Source organism: Micromonospora sp. NPDC005174 (assembly GCF_040608495.1).
Lineage (GTDB): Bacteria > Actinomycetota > Actinomycetes > Mycobacteriales > Micromonosporaceae > Micromonospora.
Map to the genome: position 1 here is coordinate 41,012 of NZ_JBEXIJ010000037.1, position 26,766 is coordinate 67,777.

Sequence of the window (26,766 nt, forward strand, 5' to 3'; positions counted from 1 at the left end):
CGGTGAGCCCGACCCGGGGCCGTTCCGCGAGTGGGTGCTACAACACTCCACTCGCCACGTTGTCACCACCGTGTCGGCCGTCCGACGCGCCCCCTGTCTGGAGGACCACCCCATGGGCCGTTATCTGTTGAGACGGCTGCTCCAACTCGTGCCCGTCTTCATCGGCTCGACCTTCCTGATCTACTGGCTCGTCTGGTCCGTCCCGGGCGACCCGTTCGCCGGCAAGTGCGGCGAGCGCCGGTGCCCAGATCAGTACGTCGCGTACATGACCGAGAAGTACCACCTGGACCAGAACGTCTTCGTGCAGTACGGCAACTACATGAAGAACCTCCTCCAGGGCGACTTCGGGCAGACATTCTCGCAGCGCGACATCGGCGACATCATCGCCACGGCGTACCCGAACACGCTGAAGCTGGCCCTGGTCGCGCTCGCCATCGAGGCCGTCATCGGCCTCGGCGCCGGCATCCTGACCGGTCTGCGCCGCAACGGTTTCCTGGACAACCTGGTCCTGGTCTCCACTCTCTTCCTGCTCGCGCTGCCGGTGTTCGTCGTCGGCTTCGTGCTGCAGTGGCTGCTGGGTGTGCAGTGGCACATCGTCAAGCCGACCGTCTCGTCCGAGATGCGGTTGTCCGAACTGATCGTCCCGGGCTTCGTGCTCGGTAGCGCGTCGGTGGCGTACATCGCCCGGGTGGCCCGCACGAGCATCGCGGAGAACCGCCGTGCCGACTACGTGCGCACGGCCATCGCCAAGGGCCTCCCGATGCGCCGGGTCGTCGGTGTGCACCTGCTGCGTAACTCGCTCATTCCGGTGGTCACCCTGCTCGGCACCGACCTTGGCGCCCTGATGGGCGGCGCGATCGTCACCGAGGGAATCTTCGGCATCAACGGAATCGGCCGCGAGGTCTACCGCGCGATCGTCACCAAGGAAAGCGCTACCGTGGTTGGCATCGTGGTCGTACTGGTGGTCGTCTATCTGGTGATGAACCTGTTGGTCGATCTGCTCTACGCCGCCCTGGACCCGAGGATCCGTTATGAGTGACCCAAGCACCGCATCGATCGTCAGCACCCCGTCCCCGCAGGTGACCGACACCCCCGCCGCCCCCGGCCCGCAGGGCAACGAGAAGCCGCGTGGCCTGCTCGGCGACGCCTGGCGCGACCTGCGCCGCAAGCCCCTGTTCTGGATCTCGGCCACGTTCATCGTCATCTTCCTGTTGATGGCGGCGTTCCCGTCGCTGTTCGCCCCGGGCGACGCGGTCAACGGATCGCTCTCGCGCAGCCTCAACAAGGCGTCCGGGGACGCCTGGTTCGGGTACGACCTGCAGGGTCGGGACGTCTACGCCCGGGTCATCTACGGCGCACGCGCCTCCGTCGTGGTCGCCGTGCTCTCCGTGCTCGGCACCCTGCTCGTCGGCGGCACCATGGGCATCATCGCCGGCTACCTCGGTGGCTGGGTCGACACCCTGCTCAGCCGGATCGCCGACGTGTTCTTCGGGGTTCCGTTCGTGCTCGGCGCGATCGTCATCCTCACCACGTTCAACGGCTCGGGCAGCACCAACAGCAAGGCCGAGATCATGGGCCTGGTGACCGTCTCGCTGATCGTGCTGAGCTGGCCGGTCGTGATGCGGTTGATGCGCTCCTCGGTGCTCGCCACCAGAGAGGCCGACTACATCGTCGCGGCCCGCGCGCTGGGTGCCGGCAGCGGTCGGATCATCCTCAAGCACCTGCTGCCGAACTGCCTGGCCCCGCTGCTGGTCTACGGCACGATCATGGTCGGCTCGTTCATCGGCGCCGAGGCCACCCTGTCGTTCCTGGGTGTCGGCCTGAAGTCGCCGGTGGTGTCCTGGGGCATCATGATCAGCGAGGGCAAGGATTTCATCCGGGTCGCGCCGGGGCTGGTGTTCTTCCCCGCAGCCTTCCTCGTCGCCGCAGTGCTGAGCTTCGTGATGCTCGGTGAGGCGGTTCGCGAGGCCCTCGATCCGAAACTCCGCTAGGGGAGATCCAGTGTCCGACATTCTCGTGTCCGAGCAGTCCGCGCCGGGATCCGGCGGGTCCGGGCGTCCCTCCGGCCGGCTGCTCGAGGTCGACGACCTGCGGGTGGAGTTCCGTACCCGGGACGGCGTCGCAAAGGTCATCAACGGGGTCACGTACCACGTCGACGCGGGGGAGACCCTCGCCGTGCTCGGCGAGTCCGGCTCCGGCAAGAGCGTCACGGCGCAGACCATCATGGGCATCCTCGACACGCCCCCCGGCTTCGTCAGCGGTGGCCAGGTCCGCTTCCACGGCAAGGACATGCTCCGTATGTCCGCCGAAGAGCGCCGCCGCATCCGCGGCGAGGGCATCGCGATGATCTTCCAGGACGCCCTCTCCGCCCTGAACCCCGTCTTCACCGTGGGGTTCCAGATCGCCGAACAGTTCCGGGTTCGGCGGGGCATGGGTCGCGCGGACGCCAAGAAGCGCGCGATCGAGATGCTCGACCAGGTCAAGATCCCGAACGCCAAGAGCCGGTTCAACAACTATCCGCACCAGTTCTCCGGCGGTATGCGGCAGCGCGCGATGATCGCGATGTCGCTGGCGCTCGACCCCGAGGTGCTGATCGCCGACGAGCCGACGACCGCGCTCGACGTGACCGTGCAGGCCCAGATCATGGACCTGCTCGCGGAGCTCCAGCGTGAGCGGCAGATGGGCATGATCCTGATCACCCACGACCTCGGTGTGGTCGCCGACGTCGCGGACCGGATCGCCGTCATGTACGCGGGCCGCATCGTCGAGGAAGCCGACGTGTACGACCTGTACGCCAAGCCGGCGCACCCGTACACGATGGGTCTGATCGACTCGATCCCGCGGCTCGACGAGAAGGGGCAGCAGCTCCGGACGATCAAGGGCCTCCCGCCGAACCTGATGAACATCCCGCCGGGCTGCCCGTTCAACCCGCGCTGCCCCATGGCTCAGCCGGTGTGCCGGGAGAAGGTCCCCCCGCTGCTTCAGGTGGGCCACGCCCGGGCCAGCGCCTGCCACTTCGCCGAGGAGCTGGTGAACCGTGTCTGAGAACATCCTCGAGGTCCGCGACCTGGTCAAGCACTACCCCGTCACCCAGGGTGTGGTGTTCAAGAAGACCGTCGGTCAGGTCAAGGCGGTCGACGGGGTCTCGTTCGGTCTGCGGGCCGGCGAGACGCTCGGTGTCGTCGGCGAGTCCGGCTGCGGCAAGTCGACCCTCGCCCGGGTTCTCATGAACCTGGAGAAGCCGACCGCCGGCAGCGTGGTCTACAAGGGCCAGGACATCTCCAAGCTCTCCGGTGGGGCGCTGCGTCGGCTGCGTCGGCAGATCCAGCTGGTCATGCAGGACCCGTACACGTCGCTGAACCCGCGGATGACGGTCGGCGACCTGATCGGTGAGCCGTTCGACATCCACTCGGAGGTGGCGCCCCGGGGCAGCCGTCGGGCCAAGGTCCGCGAGCTGCTCGACCTGGTCGGGCTGAACCCGGAGCACATCAACCGGTACCCGCACCAGTTCTCCGGCGGTCAGCGTCAGCGCATCGGCATCGCCCGGGCGCTCGCGCTGCGGCCCGAGGTGATCGTCTGTGACGAGCCCGTCTCGGCGCTGGACGTCTCCATCCAGGCCCAGGTGATGAACCTGCTGGAGAAGCTGCAGGGTGAGCTGGGCCTGTCGTACGTCTTCATCGCCCACGACCTGTCGGTGGTCCGCCACCTGTCGGACCGCGTAGCGGTGATGTACCTCGGCAAGATCGTCGAGATCGGCACCGAGGACGAGATCTACGAGCGGCCGACCCACCCGTACACCCAGGCGCTGCTCTCGGCGGTGCCGGTGCCGGACCCGACCCAGCGGAACAACAAGACGATCATCCGGCTCACGGGTGACGTGCCGTCGCCGATCAGCCCGCCCTCGGGCTGCCGGTTCCGGACCCGCTGCTGGAAGGCGCAGGAGGTCTGCGCCCAGCAGGTCCCGCTGCTGGAGATCCGGCGCGACTCGGATCACCCGAGCGCCTGCCACTTCGCGGAGCGACGCGAGATCGTCGCCACCCACGAGGCGTGAGTCACCGGAACCGCCTGCCGACGTCACCACGACGACGGCAGGCGGTTCTGTCTGTCCGGGCCGGCTGAGCGGACCGACGCCGCCTGGTGGCGTCCTGTCGCCCGCTGGCGTGGCCGGTGGGCCCCGGAAGTGCCGGTGGCCCACCGGAAGTTCCCTCAGAGCGGGCCGCGGCCCGCTCGCAGCAGCAGGAGCGCCAGTTGGGTGCCGTCGGCGCCGAGGGCGAGCCGGAATCGTTCCAGGATGTCCCGCTCCCGGGAGAGCACCAGGCGTGTGCCGCCAGAGGCCATCCGCGTCGCGCCGACCTCCCGCGACAGCGCGGCCCGCTCCTGCCAGAGCGTGATCAACGCGTGGTCGATCTCGTCGATCCGCTCCCTGATCTGCACGATCCGGGCGGCGGCGTTCGGCTCCACGGTGCCGGTGCGCGCATCGGTCGGGTCGCCGGTTTCCACCGGAGGCGCCGCCCCCGACACGCCGCCGTCGGCCGAGGGCTGTGTCGGGTCCGGCTGCGCCGGGCCACCGTTCTGCTCCACCACGTCTGTCATCATCGGGTACCTCTCGCGCTGTGGTGCCCCCTGCCCGCAACCCGGGACGAAAAAGCCCCGGACTCCAGGAGCCCGGGGCTTTTCGCAGGTCTGATCGATCAGGCGCGACCTACGGCAGCCGGACTCCCGGTGCCGTAGTAAAAGTAGTAGCGCGCAGCGATCACGCCGTCGAGTATGCCCACGTCGGTCTCCGCTCCGCAAGGATTCGCCGCTGATCCTCGAGTCGTGTCCCGGTCGCAGGCGACGCGACGGGCGGGTCAGCACCGGTCGGGAAGTGTCCTACTGGCGGCATAGACTTGTCGGGCGATGCATCCTCTCTTCGACATCCCCGCGTCCCCGCCCGCGCCGGAGTCCGCGCCGGCCCGTCCGAACCGCCCCGGGTCGGCCTTCGCGCGCCTCGATCCGCGGCAGCTCCTCGACGGGTTGAACGGGCCGCAGCGCGACGCGGTCAGCCACGCCGGCTCCCCGTTGCTGATCGTCGCCGGCGCGGGATCCGGCAAGACCCGGGTGCTCACCCACCGGATCGCGTACCTGCTCGCCGCACGGGACGTCCACCCCGGCGAGATCATCGCCATCACGTTCACCAACAAGGCGGCCGGCGAGATGAAGGAGCGCGTGGCCGCGCTGGTCGGCCCGCGAGCCCGCCTGATGTGGGTGTCGACGTTCCACTCGGCGTGCGTCCGCATCCTGCGCGCCGAGCACGAGCACGCCGGCCTCAAGTCGACGTTCTCGATCTACGACGCGGACGACTCGCGCCGGCTGATGCAGTTGGTCACCCGTGAGCTGGATCTCGACCCGAAGCGCTACCCGGCCCGTGGGCTGGCCGCCCAGGTCTCCAACCTCAAGAACGAGCTGGTCGACCCGGAGCAGTTCGCCGCGCGGGCCAGTGGGCCGAACGAGCGGGCGCTCGCCGAGGCGTACACGCTCTACCAGCGCCGGCTGCGCGAGGCGCACGCGCTGGACTTCGATGACCTGATCATGACGACGGTGCACCTGCTCCAGTCCCACCCGCACGTGGCGGAGAGCTACCGGCGGCGGTTCCGGCACGTGCTGGTGGACGAGTACCAGGACACCAACCACGCCCAGTACGTCCTGATCAAGGAGCTGGTCTCCGGCACCGACGGGCTGGACCCGGCCGAGCTGTGCGTGGTCGGTGACGCCGACCAGTCGATCTACGCGTTCCGGGGCGCGACGATCCGCAACATCCTGGAGTTCGAGCGGGACTTCACCGACGCGCGGACGATCCTGCTGGAACAGAACTACCGCTCCACGCAGACCATCCTCAACGCGGCCAACGCGGTGATCGACCGTAACACCTCCCGCAAGCCGAAGCGGCTGTGGAGCGAGGCCGGCGACGGCGAGCGGATCGTCGGCTACGTGGCGGACACCGAGCACTCCGAGGCGGACTGGGTGGGCCGGGAGATCGACCGGCTGGTCGACGCCGACGAGACCCGACCCGGTGACGTCGCGGTGTTCTACCGCACCAACGCCCAGTCCCGCGTCTTCGAGGAGGTGTTCATCCGCGCCGGCCTGCCGTACAAGGTGGTCGGCGGGGTGCGCTTCTACGAGCGCAAGGAGGTCCGCGACGCTCTGGCGTACCTGCGCTCGGTGGTCAACGACGACGACACCGTGAGCCTGCGGCGGGTGCTGAACACCCCGCGCCGGGGGATCGGCGACCGCGCGGAGGCCTGCGTCGAGGCGCTGTCCAGCCGCGACCGGATCTCCTTCGGCGCGGCGCTGCGCCGGGCCCGGGAGGCGCCCGGCATCTCCACCCGGGCGGCGAACGGCATCGGCGACTTCGTGGCGCTGCTCGACGGCGCGCGGGAACTGGCCGAGACCGGCACCCCGGAGGAGGTGCTGGAGGCCCTGCTGACCCGCTCGGGCTACCTCACCGAGCTGGAGGAGAGCCTCGACCCGCAGGACGCCGGTCGGGTCGACAACCTCCAGGAGCTGGTCAGCGTTGCCCGGGAATACACCGAGCGGATCGAGGCCCTGGGCGAGGACGGGGACCGGGCCACCCTGGCCGGGTTCCTGGAGCAGGTCGCGCTGGTGGCCGACGCCGACCAGATCCCCTCCGACGACCCCGACCACCAGGGTGTCGTCACCCTGATGACATTGCACACCGCCAAGGGCCTGGAATTCCCGGTGGTCTTCCTGACCGGGCTCGAGGACGGCGTCTTCCCGCACCTGCGCTCGCTCGGCGACACCCGCGAGTTGGAGGAGGAGCGCCGACTGGCGTACGTGGGGATCACCCGTGCCCGGCAGCGCCTCTACCTGTCCCGGGCGGTCACCCGCTCCGCGTGGGGGCAGCCGTCCTACAACCCGCCGTCGCGCTTCCTGGAGGAGCTGCCGCCGGAGCTGGTGCGCTGGGAGCGCACCGAGGGGTCGTACACCTCGTGGGCCGGCGGGGGAGGCGGCGTCGGTGGCCGCGCGGACCGCGCGCCCGGCGGGCGCGGCACCTTCACCGGGGGTACGCCGAAGGCGGCCCAGCTCGCCCAGCGGCTCGGCGTGGACGGCAGTCGCCTGACCACGGCCAGCGAGTTGCCGCAGGGGCCGAAGGTCGCGGCCGGCGATCGGGTCAACCACCAGCGCTACGGCCTGGGCCGGGTGCTCGCCGTCGAGGGCCACGGCCCGGGTGCCCGCGCACAGATCGACTTCGGCGACCAGACCATGTGGCTGGTGCTACGCCACGCCCCAGTAGACAAGCTCTAACCCACCCCACCCCACCCCACCCCACCGACCGCGTCGATCTTGCACTTTCGGTTGTCGACATGGGGGCTCCTGCCCTTTATGTCGCCGCAGAAAGTGCAAGATCGGCGCGGGTGGGGGTGGGGTGGGGGTTAGCAGCCCAGGTCTACGCCTCGGGTACGCATGAACGGGGCGGGGTCGATCTGGTTCCACATGCCCTGGTGCACCTCGAAGTGCAGGTGCGGGCCTGTGACGTCGCCCGTCGCGCCCTCGTACCCGATCACCTGGCCCGCCTTGACCTTCTGCCCGACGGTGACCGCGATGCGGCTCTGGTGGGCGTAGTGGGTCAGGTAGCCGTTGCCGTGGTCGATGAAGACGGAGTTCCCGTACCCGTCGGCGGCGTCGCCGGCCTGGGTGACCGTACCGGCCGCCGCGGCGCGGATCGGAGTGCCGGAGGGCAGGGCCAGGTCGATACCGGCGTGCAGGGTGCCCCAGCGCTGGCCGAAGCAGGAGGTGACCGACGCGCCCGGCATCGGGTCGACCCAGGCGGCCGTCGGCTTGACGGTCTTCTTCGGCTTCGGCTTCGGTTTTGGCTTGGCGGTGGCGGTCTTCGTCGGCGACGGGCTGGCGCTGGGCGTCGACGGGCTTACGGTCGGGCTGGCGGACGGGGAGGCCGGCGGGCTCGACTCGCGGGCCGAGCGGTCGGCCCGACTGGCGGCCTCGGCCCGGGACTGCGCGTCGAGCGAGACGGTGGTGGGCGCGGGCCGGTCGGGTCCGGTGGTGGCGACGGCGACGCCGCCCAGCCCGAGGGCGACCAGACCGGCCGCGCCGAGCACGATGAGGCGGTTCCGCCGGCGGGCGCGCCGAGGCTGCTCGTCGGTGGTGTCGGGGGTGTTCTCGTTCTGGACGGGGCTGTCTTCCTGCACGGCGGGCCTTCACAGTCGAGGGGCACTTGACCTCGAAATACTGGTGCCGGGCCTCTCGGGGTGACCGCCGGGACCGGACGACCCGCTCGCCAGCTCCGGGCAATCCGGACCGTTACGCACCTGTCTGGACCGTTCTGCCCGCAAAAGCGATCATGTCGGCCTGTGTGCTGGGCCACAGTCGCTGCTGTGACCCAGGAGACATCGCCGGGGGTCGGCGCAAGCAAAACCGCCCGGATCGACAGATCCGGGCGGCCAACGGTCAGTACGCAGCGTCAGGACGCGGCTACCTCGCTGTAGATTGCCTCTACTTGCAGCTTGATGTCCACTCCGCGCTCCTGCAGGTACGGAACGGGGTCGATCGGCGCGCCCTTGACATGCAGCTCGAGGTGCAGGTGCGTGCCGTACGCGTGACCGGTCTGGCCCACGAGGCCGAGTTGGTCGCCCGCCTTGACCTGCTGGCCCTCCTTGACGCTGACCGCGGAGGAGTGGCCGTAGATGGCCTCGCTGCCGTCGGCGTGCTGCACGATCACCGTGTAGCCGTAGCCGCCGAACCAGCCGGCCTTGGTGACCAGGCCGTCGTGGACCGCCACGTACGGCGTGCCCTCGGGGACGACCAGGTCGACACCGGTGTGCAGCTTGCCCCACCGCATTCCGTACGGGGAGTTGAAGTCGTAGCCCTGCAGCGGCAGCATCCAGACCTCGGGCTCGGCCGCGTCCTTCGTGCGGCTGTCCCGGGAGGCGCGGTCGGCGTTGTCGGCACGGGCCGCGGCGTCCTGGCTCGTGATCGACGCCTGCTTGAGCTCGTCGAGTACCGAGGGGCTGACGTCCTTGGCGTCCGGCAGGGCCGAGGCGCCCAGCGCGACGATGCCTGCGCCGACGAAGGCGGTGGTGACGACTGCCGCGTAGCGGCTACGCGGGGGCGTGGGGACGCGGCGGCGACCGCGATATCGATCGGGCTCAGACGACAGGCGCTGGCGCACGCACACCCTCCGTTGTCGGGGTTCCGAGGCGGCCGGTAAGCGTCCGTGAAGCTCAGTTGAACGTCTGCCGACCGCGTCGTCACCCGTCCATGGACCTGATGACAACCGTGGACACGTTAGCCAACCACCAGGCGAGTCACAAGCCAGACCGCCGAATTGGCGTGTCGATCTGTCCGTTTGCGTCCGTGATTGTCATGCATTCCGCCGTCGAACGGTGCCCCCGTAACCACCCGTTCGTCGCCGAGCGTGACCGATCCGGCGGACTCGTCCGGCTTGACGACACGGCCGGCCCGGTGGTGGCTGCCATGGGTCGCGTCCGTGACCGCCGGGATGTCGTACGTGTTTCCGGCCCGGATTTCCCGACCCCGCTCGGGCGGGTTACCGTTCGTTCAGGTGAAGGCCGTGGAGCCGGTGAAAGGTGTGCGCTGATGAGCTCTCGAATTCGGGTCGTCGTCGCGAAGCCAGGTCTGGACGGCCACGACCGCGGCGCGAAGGTCGTCGCCCGCGCCCTGCGGGACGCCGGGATGGAGGTCGTCTACACCGGCCTGCACCAGACGCCCGAGCAGATCGTGGAGACGGCCATCCAGGAGGACGCCGACGCTGTCGGTCTCTCCGTGCTCTCCGGCGCGCACATGACGCTCTTCCGCCGGGTGCTGGAGCTGCTCGGCGAGCGCGACGCCAGGGACATCGTCGTCTTCGGTGGCGGCATCATCCCGAACGACGACATCCCGGAGTTGGCGAAGCTGGGCGTCGCGAAGATCTTCACGCCGGGCGCCACCACCCAGGCGATCGTCGAGTGGGTCCGCGAGAACGTGGCGCAGCCGGTCGCCTGAGGGCGGCCGCTCCGGACGGCAGTCGTGCCCGGGAGCGCCGGAATCTGGGCACGGGGGAGGGGCCGGACGCACCCCTCACACGTCCGGCCCCTCTATGCACGATGCCCCGCCGCCACCCCTCGACCGACAGGGCATCGGCCGTATCCCGTCTTTGCGCTGCTCAGCGCGCCGACACCTGACTCAACGACGCCCCGACGGGCGGGTTACGGACCCCCGGCAACATCCTCCGGACGATTGACGGCGCGCGCGACGCGGCCGGAATCCGCCCCGCTCGACACGGAGTTGTGCATTACCGCACACCGCGCACCCGCTCGGTTGCCGGCGGTGCCCACCTCGCTAGGCTGCCGCCAATGGCCTGTTTCAACAGATGACAGGCGTCAAACTGTTTTCTGAACGCTGGTGGCGGCGCGACGGCGCGCCGCGGAGACGGGACGGGACGCGCAATCGTGGACCTGTACGAGTACCAGGGGCGGGACCTGTTCGAGCGGCACGGCTTGCCCGTGCTTGCCGGCGGCGTCGCCACGACCCCGGAAGAGGCCCGCGCGATCGCCGAACGCCTCGGCGGTCGAGTGGTCGTCAAGGCGCAGGTGAAGGTCGGCGGCCGAGGTAAGGCCGGTGGCGTGAAGCTTGCCGAGGGCCCGGATGAGGCGGTGGCACGGGCCACCGACATCCTCGGCATGGACATCAAGGGCCACACCGTCCACAAGGTCATGATCACCGTGACGGCGGACGTGGCCGAGGAGTACTACTTCTCGTACCTGCTCGACCGGGCGAACCGCACCTTCCTCTGCATCGCCAGCGTGGCCGGCGGTATGGACATCGAGCAGGTCGCCGCCGAGACCCCGGACCGCGTGGTGAAGGCGCCGATCGACGCGAACACCGGTGTCGACGAGGCCAAGGCCCGGGAGATCGTCACCGCGGCCGGCTTCCCGGCCGAGGTCGCCGACCAGGTCGTCGAGGTGGCCGTCGGCCTGTGGCAGGCGTTCGTCGCCGAGGACGCCACCCTGGTCGAGGTGAACCCGCTCGCCAAGAACGGCGACGGGCGGCTGCTGCTGCTCGACGCCAAGATCACCCTGGACGAGAACGCCGCGTTCCGGCACCCGGACCACGAGGCCCTGGTCGACCAGGGCTCGGTGGACCCGCTGGAGCAGGCGGCCAAGGCCAAGGACCTCAACTACGTCAAGCTCGACGGCGAGGTCGGCATCATCGGCAACGGCGCGGGTCTGGTCATGTCGACCCTCGACGTCGTCGCGTACGCCGGTGAGCGGCACGGCAACGTCAAGCCGGCCAACTTCCTCGACATCGGCGGCGGCGCGAGCGCCGCGGTGATGGCGAACGGGCTGGAGATCGTGCTCTCCGACCCGGCCGTGAAGAGCGTCTTCGTCAACGTCTTCGGCGGCATCACCGCCTGCGACGAGGTCGCCAACGGCATCATCCAGGCGCTGGCCCTGCTCGAGCAGCGCGGCGAGCAGGTCACCAAGCCGCTCGTCGTCCGTCTCGACGGCAACAACGCCGAGGCCGGCCGGGCGATCCTGGACGGCGCGAACAACCCGCTCGTACAGCGGGTGGACACCATGGACGGTGCGGCCGAGCGGGCCGCCGAGCTGGCAGCTGCGGGGGTCTGATCATGGCTATCTGGCTGACCAAGGACTCGAAGGTCATCGTCCAGGGGATGACCGGCTCCGAGGGCTCCAAGCACACCCGGCGGATGCTCGCCGCCGGCACCAACGTGGTGGGCGGCGTCAACCCGCGCAAGGCGGGCCAGAAGGTCGACTTCGACGGCACCGAGCTGCCGGTCTTCGCGTCCGTGGCGGACGCCATGGCCGAGACCGGGGCCGACGTCACCGTCATCTTCGTACCGCCGCAGTTCACCAAGGCCGCCGTGGTCGAGGCGATCGACGCCGCGATTCCGCTGGCCGTGGTGATCACCGAGGGCGTGCCGGTGCACGACACGGCCGCGTTCTGGGCGTACAACCTCGCGCAGGGCGAGCAGACCCGCATCATCGGGCCGAACTGCCCGGGCATCGCCTCGCCGGGCGCCTCCAACGCCGGCATCATCCCGGCCGACATCACCGGCTCCGGCCGGATCGGCCTGGTCAGCAAGAGCGGCACGCTGACCTACCAGATGATGTACGAGCTGCGCGACATCGGCTTCTCCACCTGCGTCGGCATCGGTGGCGACCCGATCATCGGTACCACGCACATCGACGCCCTCAAGGCGTTCGAGGCCGACCCGGAGACCGACGCCATCGTGATGATCGGTGAGATCGGCGGCGACGCCGAGGAGCGGGCCGCCGAGTTCATCAAGGCCAACGTCACCAAGCCGGTGGTGGGCTACATCGCCGGCTTCACCGCGCCCCCCGGCAAGACCATGGGCCACGCGGGCGCGATCATCTCCGGCTCGGCCGGCACCGCCGAGGCGAAGCAGGCGGCGCTCGAAGCCGTCGGCGTCAAGGTCGGCAAGACGCCGACCGAGACCGCGAAGCTGATGCGGGAGATCATGTCCGGCAACTGAGCCGGCAGGGCAACAGCGAAGGGGTCGACCGGAACCGGTCGGCCCCTTCGTCGTACGGTCGGCCTTCGTCGTACGGTCGCTCGGCTCAGTCGTTGTTCCAGAAGGGGTAGTTGCCGGTGAGGCGCAGGATCGACCCACCGATGATGTTGATCACGCCGAACGCGATGGCGAGGTAGCCGAGAACCGGCGACTGACCGTTGCGCCGCGCGTCGCGCAGTGACAGGTAGCCGAAGATGATGCCGAGGATGCCGCAACAGATCAGGCCGAGGACGATGCCCAGCACGCCCCAGAGCGTGGTGCGGTCCCGGCCCCTGGCAGGCGGTGGTGGGGGCGGCGGGTATGCGGTCGTCACGAATGCCTCCGGGCGGTCATGGGCGGCGGACGGCCCCGGGTCGCGACCGGTGGGTGTGACCCGAGGGTTGCGACGGCCACCCCCCTCTGGGCCGAGGCTAGACCCGACCGGGGCGTCCGGAACCCGGTTCGCCCAACTCGCCGCCCTCCGGGGCGGGTTATCGGACTGCCACCGTCCGCGCGACGTGCCAGAGTAGAGCGGATGTCCCCCGTCACCCCTGACCGTCCCAGCCGTACCGGCGGCGTACGCGCCGACGACCGGCCGGTCGACCGCGCCGCGCCGCGCCGACGGGTGCCCGCGCCCCGCCCCGGTGCGTCGCCGCGTGGACGGGCGCCGTTGCCCGTCGCCGCCGGGGTGGCCGCCGGCGGGGCCGCGCTCACCTCCTACCTGCCGGTGGCGATCGTTCTCGGCCTGGTCCAGCTCGGTGCGGACTCGACCACGCTGGGCGGCACCCTGCGTACCGCGCTGGCCGGTTGGCTGGTGGGGCACGGCGTGCCGCTGCACACCGAAGCCGGCTCGTTCGGGCTCGCCCCGCTGGCGTTGACCGTGCTCGCGCTCTGGCGACTGACCCGGGCCGGTGTGCACGTGAGCCGCGCGATCGGCGCCCGCGACAGCCGTTCACCGCGCCGAGCGCTCGTCGCGGCCGGATCGGTCGGTCTGGCGTACGCGCTGCTCGGCGCCCTCGCCGCCGTGCTGATCCGCGCGTACGGGCCACAGGTGTCCCCGGTGCGCGCGGCGGTCACGTTCGCGATCTTCGGCACGCTCGGCGCGCTGGTCGGCGCGATCCGGATCACCGCCGTCACCCGACTGCTCGTCACCCGGATACCCGGCCCGCTGCGCGACGGCGTACGCACCGGTCTGGTGGCCGCGCTCCTGCTGCTCGGCGCGGGCGCCGGCGCGGCCGGCCTGGCCGTGGCCACCGGCGGTGGCGACGCGGCGGACATGATCGGCGCGTACCGGACGGGGGTGGCCGGGCAGGCCGGGATAACCCTGGTCAGCATGGCGTACGCGCCGAACGCGGCCGTCTGGTCGACCAGTTATCTGCTCGGGCCGGGTTTCGCGGTCGGCGTCGACACGGCTGTGCGTACCAGTGAGGTGTCCGTCGGCGCGCTGCCGGCCGTACCCCTGCTCGCCGGCCTGCCGCGTGGCCCGGTGGACGGCCTCGGTGCCCTGCTGCTCGCGGTGCCGGTGCTGGCCGGGATGGTCGCCGGCTGGCTGCTCGCCCGCCGGCTGGCCCGCGTCGCCGGGCCGGAGCGCGCCCCCCGGCGCTGGGCGGAGTTGTTGGTGCCGGCGGCGCTGGCGGGCCCGGTGGCCGGCGTGCTGCTCGGCGTCGCCGCCGCGGCCTCCGGCGGGCCGCTCGGCGGGGGCCGGCTGGCCCAGCTCGGGCCGGTGGCCTGGCAGGTTGGCGCGGTGGCGACCGGCGTCGTCGCGGTCGGCGCGCTACTTGGTGCCGCCGCAACCCGCGTGCTGGCCCGCACCCCCGGAGCACCACCCCCACCACGCCCCACCCCCTAACCCCCCACCCCACCCCACCCCCGCCCTGGTTGATCATGAAGTTGTTGTCACGACACGCCGTGGCGAGGGGCGATAACTTCATGATCAACCGCCCGGAAGCGCGGGCAGGGGGGCAGGGGGGCAGGGGCGGGGCGGGGGTGCGGACGGGGCGGGGCGCCCCGGAGGAATCCGGAGCGCCCCGACAGGGTGGGTTGCCGATCAGGGCTCGGTCGGCAGGTTCACGTTTCCGATGATGCCCACGATGAACAGCAGGATGCCCAGGCCGACGCCGACCGCGCCGCAGATCAGACCGGCCTTGGCCTGACCGGCGTTGCTGGCCTGGCCCTGGGCGACCTTCTGCTTGGCGAGGTAACCGGTCACCACGCCCGCGATGCCCACCGGGATGCCCAGGTAGAGGCAGCAGACCAGCGGGATCGACGCGATGCCGAGGATCATCGACACCAGGCCGAGGGTGTTGTTCTGCCCCTGGGCCTGCGGGTACCCGGCGTTCGGGTACGTCGGAGCGCCGTAGGGCTGCTGCTGGCCGTACGGCGCCTGCGGCTGCTGCCCGTACGGGGCCTGGGGTGCGCCGTACGGGTCCTGCGGCTGCTGGCCGTACGGCTGGCCCGAGGTGGGCTGCTGGCCGTACGGGGCGGCCGGCGGCGGGGCGTACGGGTCGTGCGGCGGCTGGGGTGCGGTCGGGTCGTTGGGCTGCTGGCCGTACGGGTCCTGACCGGGATTACCGGGCTGCATTCGAGAGAACTCCTTGGACTGGTTCCGTCAGTTGCTGCTGCTGTTCCCACTCATGATCGCGCCCAGACCACCCAATGCACAGCACAGCAGCACGATGACAAGCCACGCGATGCCGACGATGAGGGCCCACTTCGACCACTTGCGCGACTCCGCCGCGGCGGCCTGGGCACCGGCATAGTCACCCTGCTGCAGGAGCGGGTTGACCTTCGACGCGTTGATGATCGCCGGGATGGCGAGGGGCCAGAACAGGAAGATGGCGACGATCGACATCGTCATGTTGTTGTTGATCGGCGGCTGCTGCTGGGGGTGGGCGCCGGGGTGCATGGGGGTGCTCCTCATTCCAACGGCACGGTCGGCGTGCCGGATCGCTGACAGGGGTGTACGGACCGGCACGGTGTCCAGCCCGGGCGACCGGCAGCGTACCGGGTCGATGCTCGCCAGCACTGTCACGGATTCGGCGCGCCGCCCGGCCGAAGGGCCTTCCTGACCTGCCCGATAGGGTGTTGCGGTGACCGAGCCCGCGTCCGCCGCCCGCATCGTCGTCCTCATCTCCGGCTCCGGGAGCAACCTCCAGGCCCTGCTGGACGCCGCTGCCGACCCCGCGTACGGCGCCCAGGTGGTGGCGGTCGGCGCGGACCGCGACGACATCGCGGGCCTGGACCGGGCCGAGGCTGCCGGGGTGCCGACGTTCGTCGAGCGGGTCCGTGACCACGACAGCCGGGAGGCCTGGGACCGCGCGCTCACCGCGCACGTCGCCAAGCACCAACCGGACCTGGTGATCTCCGCCGGTTTCCTCAAGCTCGTCGGTCCGCATTTCCTCGCCGCCTTCGGCGACCGCTACCTGAACACCCACAACACTTTGTTGCCGGCGTTCCCCGGCATCCATGGCCCGCGCGACGCCCTCGCGTACGGCGTGAAGCTCACCGGTGCCACCCTTTTCTTCGTCGACGCCGGCATGGACACCGGGCCGATCGTGGCGCAGGTCGCGGTGCCGGTGCTCGACGACGACGACGTGGACACCCTCACCGAGCGCATCAAGGAAGCCGAGCGCCGCCAGCTCGTCGAGCAGGTCGGCCGTCTGGTCCGCGAAGGCTGGACCATCACCGGAAGGAAGGTCACGGTTCCGTGAGTTCCACTCAGGACGGGCGTCGCCCGATTCGGCGGGCGCTGGTCAGCGTCTACGACAAGACCGGGTTGGTCGAGCTGGCCCAGGCCCTGCACGCGGCCGGTGTGGAGATCGTGTCCACGGGCAGCACGGCGGGCACGATCGCCGCCGCCGGGGTTCCGGTGACGCCCGTGGAGACGGTGACCGGGTTCCCCGAGGTGCTCGACGGCCGGGTGAAGACCCTGCACCCGAAGGTGCACGCGGGCCTCCTCGCCGACCTGCGCAAGGACACCCACGTGGCACAGCTCGACGAGCTGGGCGTGGCCGCGTTCGACCTGCTGGTCTCCAACCTCTACCCGTTCCAGGCGACCGTCGCCTCCGGCGCGGGCGTCGAGGAGTGCGTGGAGCAGATCGACATCGGTGGTCCGGCCATGGTGCGGGCCGCCGCCAAGAACCACGCCTCGGTCGCGGTGCTCACCGACCCGGCCGGCTATCCGGCGCTGCTGGGCGCGCTCGACGAGGGCGGGTTCACCCTGGCCCAGCGTCGCGCGCTCGCCGCCCGCGCGTTCGCCGACATCGCCGAGTACGACGTGGCCGTCGCCCAGTGGTGCGCCCGCGAGCTGGCCCCGGCCGACGACTCCTGGCCGGCGTTCGCGGGTTCGGCGCTGCGCAAGTCGACGGTGCTGCGCTACGGCGAGAACCCGCACCAGCCGGCCGCGCTCTACACCGACCCGGACGCCCCGGCGGGGCTGGCTCAGGCCGAGCAGTTGCACGGCAAGGAGATGTCCTACAACAACTACGTCGACGCGGACGCCGCCTGGCGGGCCGCGAACGACTTCGCCGACCAGCCGGCCGTGGCGATCATCAAGCACGCCAACCCGTGCGGCATCGCGGTGGGCGCGGACGTGGCCGAGGCGCACCGCCGGGCCCACGCCTGCGACCCGGTGTCGGCGTTCGGCGGCGTGATCGCGGTCAACCGCTCGGTCTCGGTTGAGATGGCCCGGCAGGTCGCGGACATCTTCACCGAGGTGGTGGTCGCCCCCGGCTTCGACGAGGGTGCGGTCGAGGTGTTGCAGGGCAAGAAGAACATCCGGCTGCTGCGCGCGCCCGCGTGGACCCCGGCGGAGATGGAGTGGCGGCCGGTGACCGGTGGCGTGCTGACCCAGGTCGCCGACCGGGTGGACGCCCCCGGCGACGACCCGGCGAGCTGGCGGTTGGCGACCGGCGAGGCGGCCGACGAGGAGCTGCTGCGCGACCTGGCGTTCGCCTGGCGGGCGGTCCGCGCGGTCAAGAGCAACGCGATCCTGCTCGCCAGGGACGGCGCGACCGTCGGCGTCGGCATGGGTCAGGTCAACCGCGTCGACTCGGCGCAGCTCGCGGTCAGCCGAGCCGGCGCCGACCGGGCCCGCGGATCGGTGGCCGCCTCGGACGCGTTCTTCCCGTTCGCCGACGGCCCGCAGATCCTCATCGACGCCGGCGTCCGCGCCATCGTGCAGCCCGGCGGCTCGATCCGCGACGAAGAGGTAATCGAAGCGGCCAAGAAGGCCAACGTAACGATGTACCTAACGGGAACCCGCCACTTCTTCCACTAACCCACCCACCTCCCGCCCTCCCGCCCTCCCGGACCTCCCGGCCCTCCGGCCTCCCGCCCTCCCGGCCCTCCGGCCTCCCGCCGGTTGATCATGAAGTTATTGCCCTGACACGCCGATGTGCAGGGCAACAACTTCATGATCAACCGGCGGAGGCGGGAGGCGGGAGGCGGGAGGCGGGAGGCGGGAGGCGGGAGGCGGGAGGCGGGAGGCCGGAGGCGGGAGGCGGGAGGGGGCCGGTGGGGCGGGGGTCAGGCTGTGGTGGGGGAGCGTAGTTCGGCGAAGTGGCAGGCGGACGGGTGCGGGTCGGCCGCTCTCGGGACCGTCTGCGGGTCCTCGACGGCGCAGATGTCCTGGGCCTTCCAGCAGCGGGTGCGGAAGTGGCAGCCGCTCGGTGGGTCGGCCGGGCTCGGCACGTCACCGACCAACCGGATCATGGTGCGCTGGTCGCGTACCTCCGGGTCCGGCACCGGCACGGCCGAGAGCAGCGCCTGGGTGTACGGGTGGGTGGCGCGCTCGTAGATCTCGTCCTCGGTGCCGATCTCGACGATCCGACCGAGGTACATGACCGCGACCCGGTCGGCGATGTGCCGCACCACGGACAGGTCGTGGGCGATGAAGATGTACGACAGCCCGAACTCGTCCTGGAGCTGCTCCAGCAGGTTGATCACCTGGGCCTGGATGGAGACGTCCAGCGCCGAGACGGGCTCGTCGCAGACGATCACCTCGGGCCGCAGCGCGAGCGCCCGGGCGATGCCGATGCGCTGACGCTGACCGCCGGAGAACTGGTGCGGGTACCTGTTGATGTGCTCCGGGTTCAGCCCGACGACGTCCAGCAACTCCTGGACCCGCTTGGCCTTGCTGCCCTTGGGGGCGGCGTCCGGGTGGATCTCGAACGGCTCGCCGATGATGTCGCCGACAGTCATCCGTGGGTTCAGCGACGTGTACGGGTCCTGCATGACCATCTGCATGTTGCGGCGCAGTCGACGCAGCTCGGACCCGGACGCCTTGAAGAGGTCCTTACCCTCCAGGGAGGCACTCCCGGACGTGGGCGTCTCCAGCCGCATCAGCAGCCGGGCGAGGGTCGACTTGCCGCAGCCGGACTCGCCGACCACGCCGAGCGTCTCGCCCCGGCGCAGCTCGAAGCTGACGCCGTCGACGGCCTTGACGGCGCCGATCTGCCGCTGGAAGAGCACACCCTGACTGATCGGGAAGTGCTTCACCAGGTTGTCGACGGAGAGGATGGTCTCGCCCCGGACCTTGGCGGAGCTAGCGGGCGCTGTCATCACGGACCTCCTGCGCGAAGTGGCAAGCGCTGGTCCGGCCGTCGCCGAGGACCAGGTCGTGCGGCACCACGTCCACGCAGACCTGCTGCACGTACGGGCACCGGGGGTGGAAGGGGCACCCGGAGGGGATGCGCATCAGGTTCGGGGGCAACCCCTTGATCGTCGACAGTTCCTGGCCGCGGACGTCCAGGCGCGGGATCGATTCCAGCAACCCCTTGGTGTACGGGTGGGCCGGCGCCTTGTAGAGGGAGCGGACGTCGGCGTGCTCGACGATTCGACCGGCGTACATGACGGCGATCCGGTCCGCGACACCGGCGACCACGCCCAGGTCGTGGGTGATCAGGATCATGGCCATGTTGAGGTCCCGGCGCAGGTCGGCCAGCAGGTCCATGATCTGGGCCTGCACGGTGACGTCGAGCGCGGTGGTGGGCTCGTCGGCGATCAGCACCTTCGGGTCCAGCGCCAGTGCCATGGCGATCATGACGCGTTGGCGCATGCCGCCGGAGAACTGGTGCGGGTAGTCGCCGATCCGCTTGGCGGCGCCGGGGATCTTGACCAGGTCCATCAGCTCGACGGCGCGGCGGCGGGCGTCACCCCGGGACATGCCGGAGCGCTGGCGCAGCGTCTCGCCGATCTGCCAGCCGACGGGGAACACCGGGTTCAGGGCGGACAGCGCGTCCTGGAAGATCATCGCGATCTCCTTGCCACGGACCTGCCGGCGCTGCTCCTCGGAGGCGCTGAGCAGGTCCTGACCCCGGTAGAGGATCTGGCCGGAGCGGACGAACGCGGGCGGGGTATCCAGGATGCCCATGATCGCCTGTGCGGTGACCGACTTGCCGGAGCCGGATTCACCGAGGACGGCGAGGGTCTCCCCGGCGTCCAGGTGGTACGACACGCCGTTGATCACCCGGGCCACGCCCTCGTTGGTCCGGAACTCGACGTGCAGGTCCCGCAGCTCCAGCAGGTGGCCGCCCTCGGGAGTGGCGGAGGCGGGCGTGGGTTCGACGGTCATGACTGTGTCTGCCTTTCGCTCGCGACTGCGGGGCTCGCTTCGCTCACTCCTCGCGCTCGCATGGAAGTCACCGCAGCTTCGGGTCGAAGGCGTCACGGATCGCGTCGCCGAGCATGATGAACGCCAGCACGGTCAGCGCGAGGAAGGCCGACGGGACGATCAGCGGCGTCGCCGCCTCCCGCATGTGGATCCGGCCGGTGTCGATGTCCTGGCCCCACGAGATGGTCGGGGCCTTCAGGCCGATGCCCAGGAAGGACAGCGTCGCCTCGGCGGCGATGAACGACCCGAGCGCGATGGTCAGCACGACGATGGCCGGGGCAAGCGAGTTCGGCAGGATGTGCCGCCACATGATCCGGCCGTTGCCGGCACCGAGCATCCGGGCCGCCGCCACGTAGTCCTGCTCCTTGGCGGTGATCACCGAGGAGCGCACTACCCGGGCGGCGGTGGTCCAGCCCAGGATGGCCAGCACGAAGATCACCGCGGCGATCCGGGCGTTCTCGCTGTCGCTGGACACCCGCTTGAGCAGGACGATCGCCGCGAGCAGCAGCGGGATGCCGAGCACCACGTCGATCACCCGGGAGAGCACGGCGTCGACCCAGCGGCCGAAGTACCCGGCCAGCATGCCGACGACCAGCGCGATGATGCCGGTGCCGAGCGCGGCGAGCGCGCCGACCAGCAGCGAGGCCCGCGTGCCGTAGACCGCCCGGGAGTACGTGTCGCAGCCCTGGAAGTCGTACCCGAAGATGGCCCCGCCGGACGGCCCGGCGTGCTGGCGCGAGAGCAGACAGTCGTTCGGGCTGTTGGCGGTGAACACGCCGGGGGCGAGCGCCATCAGGGTGAAGACGACGACCAGCGCCAGCGAGATCCAGAAGATCGGGTTGCGGCGCAGGTCGCGCCAGGCGTCACCGGCCAGGCTGCGCGGCTTGTGCGGCGCGCCGACCTGGTTGGGTGTGCCGGGCTCGCCCGAGGGGCCACGCCGTGCGGCCTGGTTCTCGCTGGCCGCCACCGTTTCGAAGTCACTCATGCCGGCACCTCGCTGCGCTCGATGCCAGCATGAGAGCCCAAGCACGCTGCGCTGATGATTCGTTCGCTGCGCTCACTCATGCCGGCACCTCGCTGCGCTCGATGCCAGCATGAGAGCCCAGGCACGCTGCGCTGATGATTCGTTCGCTGCGCTCACTCATAGCGAATCCTCGGGTCGAGTACGGCGTACAGGACGTCCACCACCAGGTTCGAGACCAGGTAGACCACGACCAGCACGCTGACGATGCCCACCACCAGGGGGCCGTCCTCGGTGCGGATGCCGCGGAAGAGGTTGAAACCCACGCCGGGGATGTTGAAGACGCCCTCGGTGATGATCGCGCCGCTCATCAGGTTGCCCAGCTCCACACCGAGGAAGGTGACCACCGGGATGAGCGAGTTGCGCAGCACGTGGACGGTGACGATGCGGCGCTTGACCAGGCCCTTGGACCGCGCGGTCCGGACGTAGTCGGCGCGCAGGTTCTCGGCCACCGAGGTACGGGTCAGCCGCAGGGCGGTGGCCAGCGACAGCGAACCGAGCACGATGCCCGGCAGCAGCAGCGCGTAGAACGTCGGCTGGGAGCCGGCGGTGGGCGGGAAGAGCTGCCACTTGACGCCCAGGAAGTACTGGGCGAGCGGGGCCAGCACGATGGTCGGGATGCCGAGCACGAGCAGGGTCAGCACCAGCGTCGAGTTGTCGAAGATGCTGGCTCGGCGGATGCCGGCGACCACGCCCGCGCTGACCCCGAAGATGATCGCCACGGCGAGCGCGATGAGCGCGAGCTTGAGGGTGACCGGCCACGCCGCCTGGAGGATGTCGCCGATCTGGCGGCCGGTCAGGGACTGGCCGAGGTCACCCTGGAGCAGGCTCTTGACGTAGTCGAAGTAGCGGTAGAAGAAACCGCCGACGCCCGTCGCGTCGAGGTGGTACTTCTCCGTCAGGTAGGCCCGTTGGGCCGGCGTCACCGGGCGTTCGCCCGCGAGGGCCTGGATGGGGTCGCCCTGGCCGGCGAACATCAGCGCGTAGACGATCAGGGTGGTCCCGAAGAACGCCAGGACCATCTGGAGTAGGCGCCGCAAGATGTAGCGGAACATGCTTAGCAGTCTCTCCGGAAATATGCGAAAGGGTCGCAGGACGGCATCTCTGGTCGTACCCGAAATATCCGAGACGTGCCGTCCGGCCCGGGGGAGGCCTGCGCCACCGACACCGGGGCCCGCGTGCGGGCCCGTGCCGGATAGCGCGGTCCGGGCCACCCGGGCGTCGTCGCCCGGATGGCCCGCAACCGTTGGTCAGCTCAGCTGGCCGCTTCGATCTTGACGAGGTTGACCCGCTGGAACAGGTCCATCTGCACGTTCTTGACCTTGGACGAGTGGCCGAACACGTTCTCGCCGAAGCGGAGCGGGATCACCGGCATGTCCTTGGCCAGGATGTCCTCCGCCTGCTGGTACTTGGCGATCGCCTCGCCCTGCGTCTTGGCGGCGGAACCCTCCTTGACGAGCTTGTCGAACTCCGGGTTGCTGTAGCCGTAGTAGTTCGACGAGCCGTTCGTGCTGTACAGCGGGCCGAGGTAGTCCTCCATGCTCGGGTAGTCCATGACCCAACCCATGCGGAACGCGCCCACCGGCGTCTTCTTCTCGACCTTGGTCAGCAGGTCGGCGAACTTCGGCTCGGCGACACCGACGGCGTCGACACCGAGGTTGGCCTTGAGCTGGTTGACCGTGGCGTCGACCCAGTCCTTGTGACCGCCGTCGCCGTTGTAGGAGATGACGATCTTGGACGGGCCGCCGGCGGCCTGGTAGAGCTTCTTGGCCTCGGTCGGGTTGAACTCGCCCGCCGCGCCCGTGGTGTTCTCCCGGTAACCCGGCAGGACCGGCGAGACGAAGGAGCGCGCCGACTGCTGCGAGCCCTTGAAGACCGACTTGGTGATCTCGTCACGGTCGATCGCCATCGAGATCGCCTTGCGGACGTCCGGCTTGGCGTAGTCCTTGTCGAACGTCGGGAACGCCAGGAACTGGAACGACGACATCGGGCTGGTCTGGTACCGGTCGCCCAGGTCGGTCGGCGCGGTGCTCAGGCTCTCGGTCGGGATCGTCGGCAGCACGTCCAGGTTGTCGGCCAGGACGTCCGCGTAGGCCGCGGTGAGCTGCTGGTAGATCCGGAACTCGATGTCCTTGACCTTGGGCTTCTCACCCGGGTACGCGTCGTAACGCTCGACGTCGATCTTGCTGTCGTGCTGCCAGGTGCCCTTCATCTTGAAGGGGCCCTGCCCGATCGGTGCCTGCTCGTAGGAGTCCTTGAGCACGCCCGGCGCCGAGAACGCGGCGTCCGGCATCGGGTAGTACGCGGTGTAGCCGAGCATCGTGCGGAAGTCGATGTACGGCTCGGAGAGTGTCACGGCGAAGGTCAGGTCGTCGACCTTCTTCAGCCCGGACAGCTCCTTGGCCTTCGGCTCCTTGCCCTGCAGGTCGGCGTACCCAGCGATCTTCTCGAAGAAGAAGTTGCTGTCCTGACCGTTGGGGGCGTACGCGCCGTAGTTCCACGCGTTGATGTAGTCCTCGGACGTGACCTTCTCACCGTTGTGGAAGATGAAGCCGTCCTTCAGCTTGATCGTCCAGACCTTGTTGTCGGACGAGGTGATCGACTGCGCGGCGACCTCGTACGGCTTGTTCTGGGCGTCGTAGTCGACGAGCGGGCTGAACAGGCCGGTGAGGACCTGCGCGCCGGACGTCTCGGTGGTGTTGGTGGGAACCAGGTGCTTCGGCTCGCCGATCTGGATGCTGACGGCCGAGGTGCCACTGCCGCCGGATCCACCGTCTCCGCCGCTGCCGCAGGCCGCGAGGCCCAGCGTCACCGCGAGCGGGAGGGCGGTCCAGGCGGCGAGTCTACGAACTCGCATAGAGCCTCCTCATCTCCTCACGCTGCGCAGTCAGGCCCGACGCTGGGTTTACGCTGCGCAACAAGCGGCAACGGTAGGTCGGCTACCGGCAGTCGACAACGGCCCGGTTGCGGGCGCGTAACGGTCCGAGGACACCTTGCTTGCGCCGCCCTGCATGACGTGCTACCCCAAACCGGACAGGTGGCGCTGGGCTGCGCAATCGTCGACGCGCCGGGCCCTCTTCGTGCTCGGCTGAGATGGATTCATCGCCCTTCGGCGCGTCGTCCCCTCTCCACCTCCCGGGTGGACGTCGACCGTTTCGGCCGTGATCGAATACACGCAACGTCACTCATAGTGATGAAGTGCACGTCACTCTTCGTTACCGATTCCGGTGTGACCGGGGCCTCGACGGCCGTCCGGATCGAGGTCCCGGGATCGCCGGCTACCGGACATGAGACGATCTGGGCGTGACGGCGACGCTTCTGGACGGCAAGGCGACCGCAGGCGAGATCAAGGACGAGCTGCGGACACGGGTGAAGGCTCTCGCGGAGCGCGGCATCACCCCCGGTCTCGGCACGGTCCTGGTCGGGGCCGACCCGGGAAGTCAGGCGTACGTCAACGGCAAGCACCGCGACTGCGCCGAGGTGGGCATCGCCTCGATCCGCCGGGAGCTGCCGGCCGACGCCACCCAGCAGCAGGTCGACGACGTGATCGCCGAGCTGAACGCCGACCCGGCGTGCCACGGCTACATCGTCCAGCTGCCGCTGCCCGCCCACCTCGACACTCAGCGGGTGCTGGAGCTGATCGACCCGGACAAGGACGCCGACGGTCTGCATCCGGTCAACCTGGGCCGCCTCGTCCTCGGCTACGACGGCCCGCTGCCCTGCACCCCGCGCGGCATCGTCGAACTGCTCCGCCGCCACGACGTCGCGCTGCGCGGCGCCACCGTGGCGGTCGTCGGCCGGGGCAACACCGTCGGCCGTCCGCTCGGGCTGCTGCTGACCCGTCGCAGCGAGAACGCGACGGTCACCCTGTGCCACACCGGCACCCTCGACCTCGCCTCGCACACGCGCGCCGCCGACATCGTCATCGTCGCTGCCGGCGTACCGGGTCTGCTCACTCCCGACATGATCAACCCGGGTGCGGTGGTCGTGGATGTCGGCATCACCCGGGTGATCGGCCCCGACGGCAAGGGCCGCTACACCGGGGACGTCGACCCGGAGGTGGCGGAGACGGCCGGCGCGCTCGTCCCGATGCCCGGCGGTGTCGGCCCGATGACCCGCGCCATGCTGCTGACGAACGTGGTGGAGCGCGCCGAGCGCGGCTGATCCGTGCGCCGGTGACGCCGGTGACGTTCGCCCCATCCCGGCGATGGCCGCCGCCCCTGGCCCGTTCGGTGCCAGGATGACTGATACGGTCCGGAAAACCGACTGGTATCAGGGAGTGGGACGACCATGGGTAAGAAGGTCACTGTCGTCGGGGCTGGCTTCTACGGCTCCACCACCGCACAGCGCCTGGCCGAGTACGACGTCTTCGACACCGTCGTGATCACCGACATCGTGGAGGGCAAGCCCGCGGGCCTCGCGCTCGACCTCAACCAGTCGCGGGCCATCGAGGGCTTCGAGACCAAGGTGCTCGGCGTGACCACCGGCCCGAACGGTGAGGGCTACGAGGCCATCGAGGGCTCCGACGTCGTCGTCATCACCGCTGGCCTGCCCCGCAAGCCGGGCATGAGCCGGATGGACCTGCTGGAGACCAACGCCAAGATCGTCCGTCAGGTCGCCGAGAACGTCGCCAAGTACGCCCCGAGCGCCGTCGTCATCGTCGTCTCCAACCCGCTGGACGAGATGACCGCCCTGGCGCAGATCGCCACCCAGTTCCCCAAGAACCGGGTGCTCGGCCAGGCCGGCATGCTCGACACCGCCCGGTTCAGCAACTTCGTCGCCGAGGCGCTGAACGTGCCCGTGGCGTCCGTACGCACGCTGACCCTCGGCTCGCACGGCGACACCATGGTTCCGGTGCCGTCGAAGAGCACCGTCAACGGCAAGCCGCTGCGTGACGCCATGCCGGCCGAGCAGATCGAGGAGCTGGTCGTCAAGACCCGCAACGGCGGCGCCGAGGTCGTCGCGCTGCTCAAGACCGGTTCGGCGTACTACGCCCCGTCCGCCGCCGCCGCTCGGATGGCGAAGGCCGTGGCCGAGGACTCCGGCGACGTCATGCCGGTCTGCGCCTGGGTCGACGGCGAGTACGGCATCTCCGGCGTCTACCTGGGCGTCGAGGCCGAGATCGGCGCCGAGGGCGTCCGTCGGGTCGTCGAGACGGACCTGGACGCCGACGAGCGCGCCAGCCTCCTCGAGGCGGCCGAGGCCGTCCGCGCGAAGCAGGGCGACATCTCCAGCATGTAGTACCCCAGCGAGACGAACGAAGGGCGCGCCGGCCAAGCCGGCGCGCCCTTCCCACACTCCACCCCACCCCACCCCCACCCCCACCGGCCCCGCACCCCGATACACGCGTCGATCATGAAGTTATTGCTCGGACACGCCGGGTGCGGAGGCAATAACTTCATGATCGACGGGAGCGAGGCGGGGGCGGTCCGGGGGGAGGCGGGGGCGGTCCGGGGGGAGGTGGGGGGTGGGGGGTGAAGGGGGTGCCTAGGGCGTGTCCTGCCGATCTTGTAGTGGTTGATCGTTGACGATGTGCCGGTGGTACGTCGTGGTGAGCTGACTGACGAGGCTTGGGCGGTG

General features: G+C 70.1%; 24 protein-coding genes. 13 read left to right on the plus strand and 11 right to left on the minus strand.

The window, feature by feature from the left end; genetic code table 11:
* Positions 1-112: 112 nt before the first annotated feature.
* The 4 genes from ABZU91_RS28705 to ABZU91_RS28720 are packed head-to-tail and all read left to right on the plus strand — an operon-like array spanning position 113 to position 4,051.
* Complete coding sequence (locus ABZU91_RS28705) at positions 113-1,039, plus strand: ABC transporter permease (protein WP_355247009.1); 927 nt, start codon at positions 113-115, stop codon at positions 1,037-1,039.
* Entirely contained in the window at positions 1,032-1,991 is a 960-nt protein-coding gene (locus tag ABZU91_RS28710) for an ABC transporter permease (protein ID WP_355247012.1), read from the plus strand. Before ABZU91_RS28705 ends, ABZU91_RS28710 begins: the two co-directional genes overlap by 8 nt.
* 25 nt (positions 1,992-2,016) lie before the next feature.
* Entirely contained in the window at positions 2,017-3,045 is a 1,029-nt protein-coding gene (locus ABZU91_RS28715) for an ABC transporter ATP-binding protein (RefSeq protein ID WP_355247077.1), read from the plus strand.
* A complete protein-coding gene (locus tag ABZU91_RS28720; protein ID WP_355247014.1) occupies positions 3,038-4,051 on the plus strand; it encodes a dipeptide ABC transporter ATP-binding protein in 1,014 nt (337 codons plus the stop codon). Before ABZU91_RS28715 ends, ABZU91_RS28720 begins: the two co-directional genes overlap by 8 nt.
* Before the next feature lie 155 nt (positions 4,052-4,206).
* Here ABZU91_RS28720 and ABZU91_RS28725 read toward each other — a convergent pair whose 3' ends face one another.
* Positions 4,207-4,596, minus strand: a complete 390-nt coding sequence (locus ABZU91_RS28725; RefSeq protein WP_355247017.1) for a chorismate mutase — start codon at positions 4,594-4,596, stop codon at positions 4,207-4,209.
* Between the two features lie 303 nt (positions 4,597-4,899).
* Between ABZU91_RS28725 and pcrA the strand changes: the two genes are divergently transcribed.
* The gene (gene pcrA, locus ABZU91_RS28730) at positions 4,900-7,305 is read left to right on the plus strand and encodes a DNA helicase PcrA (RefSeq protein ID WP_355247020.1); all 2,406 of its coding nucleotides are present in this window, start codon (positions 4,900-4,902) and stop codon (positions 7,303-7,305) included.
* A 128-nt stretch (positions 7,306-7,433) separates the two neighbouring features.
* Here the strand turns inward: pcrA and ABZU91_RS28735 are convergent, their stop codons facing one another.
* Both ABZU91_RS28735 and ABZU91_RS28740 read right to left on the minus strand, forming a co-directional pair.
* Positions 7,434-8,207 (minus strand): M23 family metallopeptidase, encoded by a 774-nt coding sequence (locus tag ABZU91_RS28735; RefSeq protein ID WP_355247023.1) that lies wholly within the window; start codon positions 8,205-8,207, stop codon positions 7,434-7,436.
* A 272-nt stretch (positions 8,208-8,479) separates the two neighbouring features.
* Positions 8,480-9,187, minus strand: a complete 708-nt coding sequence (locus ABZU91_RS28740) for a M23 family metallopeptidase (protein WP_355247025.1) — start codon at positions 9,185-9,187, stop codon at positions 8,480-8,482.
* A 428-nt stretch (positions 9,188-9,615) separates the two neighbouring features.
* Here ABZU91_RS28740 and ABZU91_RS28745 point away from each other — a divergent pair, with 428 nt between their 5' ends.
* The 3 genes from ABZU91_RS28745 (at position 9,616) to sucD (ending at position 12,535) form a co-directional block, all read left to right on the plus strand.
* Positions 9,616-10,020 (plus strand): cobalamin B12-binding domain-containing protein, encoded by a 405-nt coding sequence (locus tag ABZU91_RS28745; protein WP_355247028.1) that lies wholly within the window; start codon positions 9,616-9,618, stop codon positions 10,018-10,020.
* A gap of 446 nt (positions 10,021-10,466) precedes the next feature.
* On the plus strand, positions 10,467-11,645 hold the full coding sequence (gene sucC, locus ABZU91_RS28750; RefSeq protein ID WP_355247031.1) for an ADP-forming succinate--CoA ligase subunit beta: 1,179 nt from the start codon (positions 10,467-10,469) through the stop codon (positions 11,643-11,645).
* Positions 11,646-11,647: 2 nt separating this feature from the next.
* Positions 11,648-12,535 (plus strand): succinate--CoA ligase subunit alpha, encoded by an 888-nt coding sequence (gene sucD / locus ABZU91_RS28755; protein ID WP_355247033.1) that lies wholly within the window; start codon positions 11,648-11,650, stop codon positions 12,533-12,535.
* A gap of 85 nt (positions 12,536-12,620) precedes the next feature.
* On the opposite strand, the gene ABZU91_RS28760 is transcribed toward sucD, so the two are convergent.
* Positions 12,621-12,887 (minus strand): DUF4190 domain-containing protein, encoded by a 267-nt coding sequence (locus ABZU91_RS28760; RefSeq protein ID WP_355247036.1) that lies wholly within the window; start codon positions 12,885-12,887, stop codon positions 12,621-12,623.
* Between the two features lie 201 nt (positions 12,888-13,088).
* Between ABZU91_RS28760 and ABZU91_RS28765 the strand changes: the two genes are divergently transcribed.
* The gene (locus tag ABZU91_RS28765) at positions 13,089-14,402 is read left to right on the plus strand and encodes a DUF6350 family protein (protein WP_355247039.1); all 1,314 of its coding nucleotides are present in this window, start codon (positions 13,089-13,091) and stop codon (positions 14,400-14,402) included.
* 198 nt (positions 14,403-14,600) lie between these two features.
* On the opposite strand, the gene ABZU91_RS28770 is transcribed toward ABZU91_RS28765, so the two are convergent.
* Together ABZU91_RS28770 and ABZU91_RS28775 are read right to left on the minus strand one after the other, a co-directional pair.
* Complete coding sequence (locus ABZU91_RS28770) at positions 14,601-15,134, minus strand: DUF4190 domain-containing protein (protein ID WP_355247042.1); 534 nt, start codon at positions 15,132-15,134, stop codon at positions 14,601-14,603.
* A 27-nt stretch (positions 15,135-15,161) separates the two neighbouring features.
* Positions 15,162-15,458: a CD225/dispanin family protein gene (locus tag ABZU91_RS28775; RefSeq protein WP_355247045.1), complete on the minus strand. Its 297-nt coding sequence runs from the start codon at positions 15,456-15,458 to the stop codon at positions 15,162-15,164.
* A gap of 184 nt (positions 15,459-15,642) precedes the next feature.
* Here ABZU91_RS28775 and purN point away from each other — a divergent pair, with 184 nt between their 5' ends.
* Positions 15,643-16,263: a phosphoribosylglycinamide formyltransferase gene (purN, locus tag ABZU91_RS28780; RefSeq protein WP_355247047.1), complete on the plus strand. Its 621-nt coding sequence runs from the start codon at positions 15,643-15,645 to the stop codon at positions 16,261-16,263.
* Positions 16,260-17,831, plus strand: a complete 1,572-nt coding sequence (purH, locus tag ABZU91_RS28785) for a bifunctional phosphoribosylaminoimidazolecarboxamide formyltransferase/IMP cyclohydrolase (RefSeq protein WP_355247050.1) — start codon at positions 16,260-16,262, stop codon at positions 17,829-17,831. The genes purN and purH overlap by 4 nt, the downstream gene beginning before the upstream one ends.
* Positions 17,832-18,079: 248 nt before the next feature.
* Here the strand turns inward: purH and ABZU91_RS28790 are convergent, their stop codons facing one another.
* The 5 genes from ABZU91_RS28790 to ABZU91_RS28810 form a co-directional block, all read right to left on the minus strand.
* The gene (locus ABZU91_RS28790; RefSeq protein WP_355247053.1) at positions 18,080-19,114 is read right to left on the minus strand and encodes a dipeptide ABC transporter ATP-binding protein; all 1,035 of its coding nucleotides are present in this window, start codon (positions 19,112-19,114) and stop codon (positions 18,080-18,082) included.
* Positions 19,098-20,126, minus strand: coding sequence for an ABC transporter ATP-binding protein (locus ABZU91_RS28795; RefSeq protein ID WP_355247055.1), 1,029 nt, complete (start codon positions 20,124-20,126; stop codon positions 19,098-19,100). The genes ABZU91_RS28790 and ABZU91_RS28795 overlap by 17 nt, the downstream gene beginning before the upstream one ends.
* Before the next feature lie 67 nt (positions 20,127-20,193).
* On the minus strand, positions 20,194-21,150 hold the full coding sequence (locus tag ABZU91_RS28800; protein ID WP_355247058.1) for an ABC transporter permease: 957 nt from the start codon (positions 21,148-21,150) through the stop codon (positions 20,194-20,196).
* A 152-nt stretch (positions 21,151-21,302) separates the two neighbouring features.
* On the minus strand, positions 21,303-22,241 hold the full coding sequence (locus ABZU91_RS28805) for an ABC transporter permease (protein ID WP_355247061.1): 939 nt from the start codon (positions 22,239-22,241) through the stop codon (positions 21,303-21,305).
* A 200-nt stretch (positions 22,242-22,441) separates the two neighbouring features.
* A complete protein-coding gene (locus ABZU91_RS28810) occupies positions 22,442-24,043 on the minus strand; it encodes an ABC transporter substrate-binding protein (RefSeq protein WP_355247063.1) in 1,602 nt (533 codons plus the stop codon).
* 446 nt (positions 24,044-24,489) lie between these two features.
* Between ABZU91_RS28810 and ABZU91_RS28815 the strand changes: the two genes are divergently transcribed.
* Complete coding sequence (locus ABZU91_RS28815) at positions 24,490-25,350, plus strand: bifunctional methylenetetrahydrofolate dehydrogenase/methenyltetrahydrofolate cyclohydrolase (protein WP_355247066.1); 861 nt, start codon at positions 24,490-24,492, stop codon at positions 25,348-25,350.
* A gap of 126 nt (positions 25,351-25,476) precedes the next feature.
* Positions 25,477-26,427 (plus strand): malate dehydrogenase, encoded by a 951-nt coding sequence (locus ABZU91_RS28820; protein WP_355247069.1) that lies wholly within the window; start codon positions 25,477-25,479, stop codon positions 26,425-26,427.
* Positions 26,428-26,766: the final 339 nt, after the last annotated feature.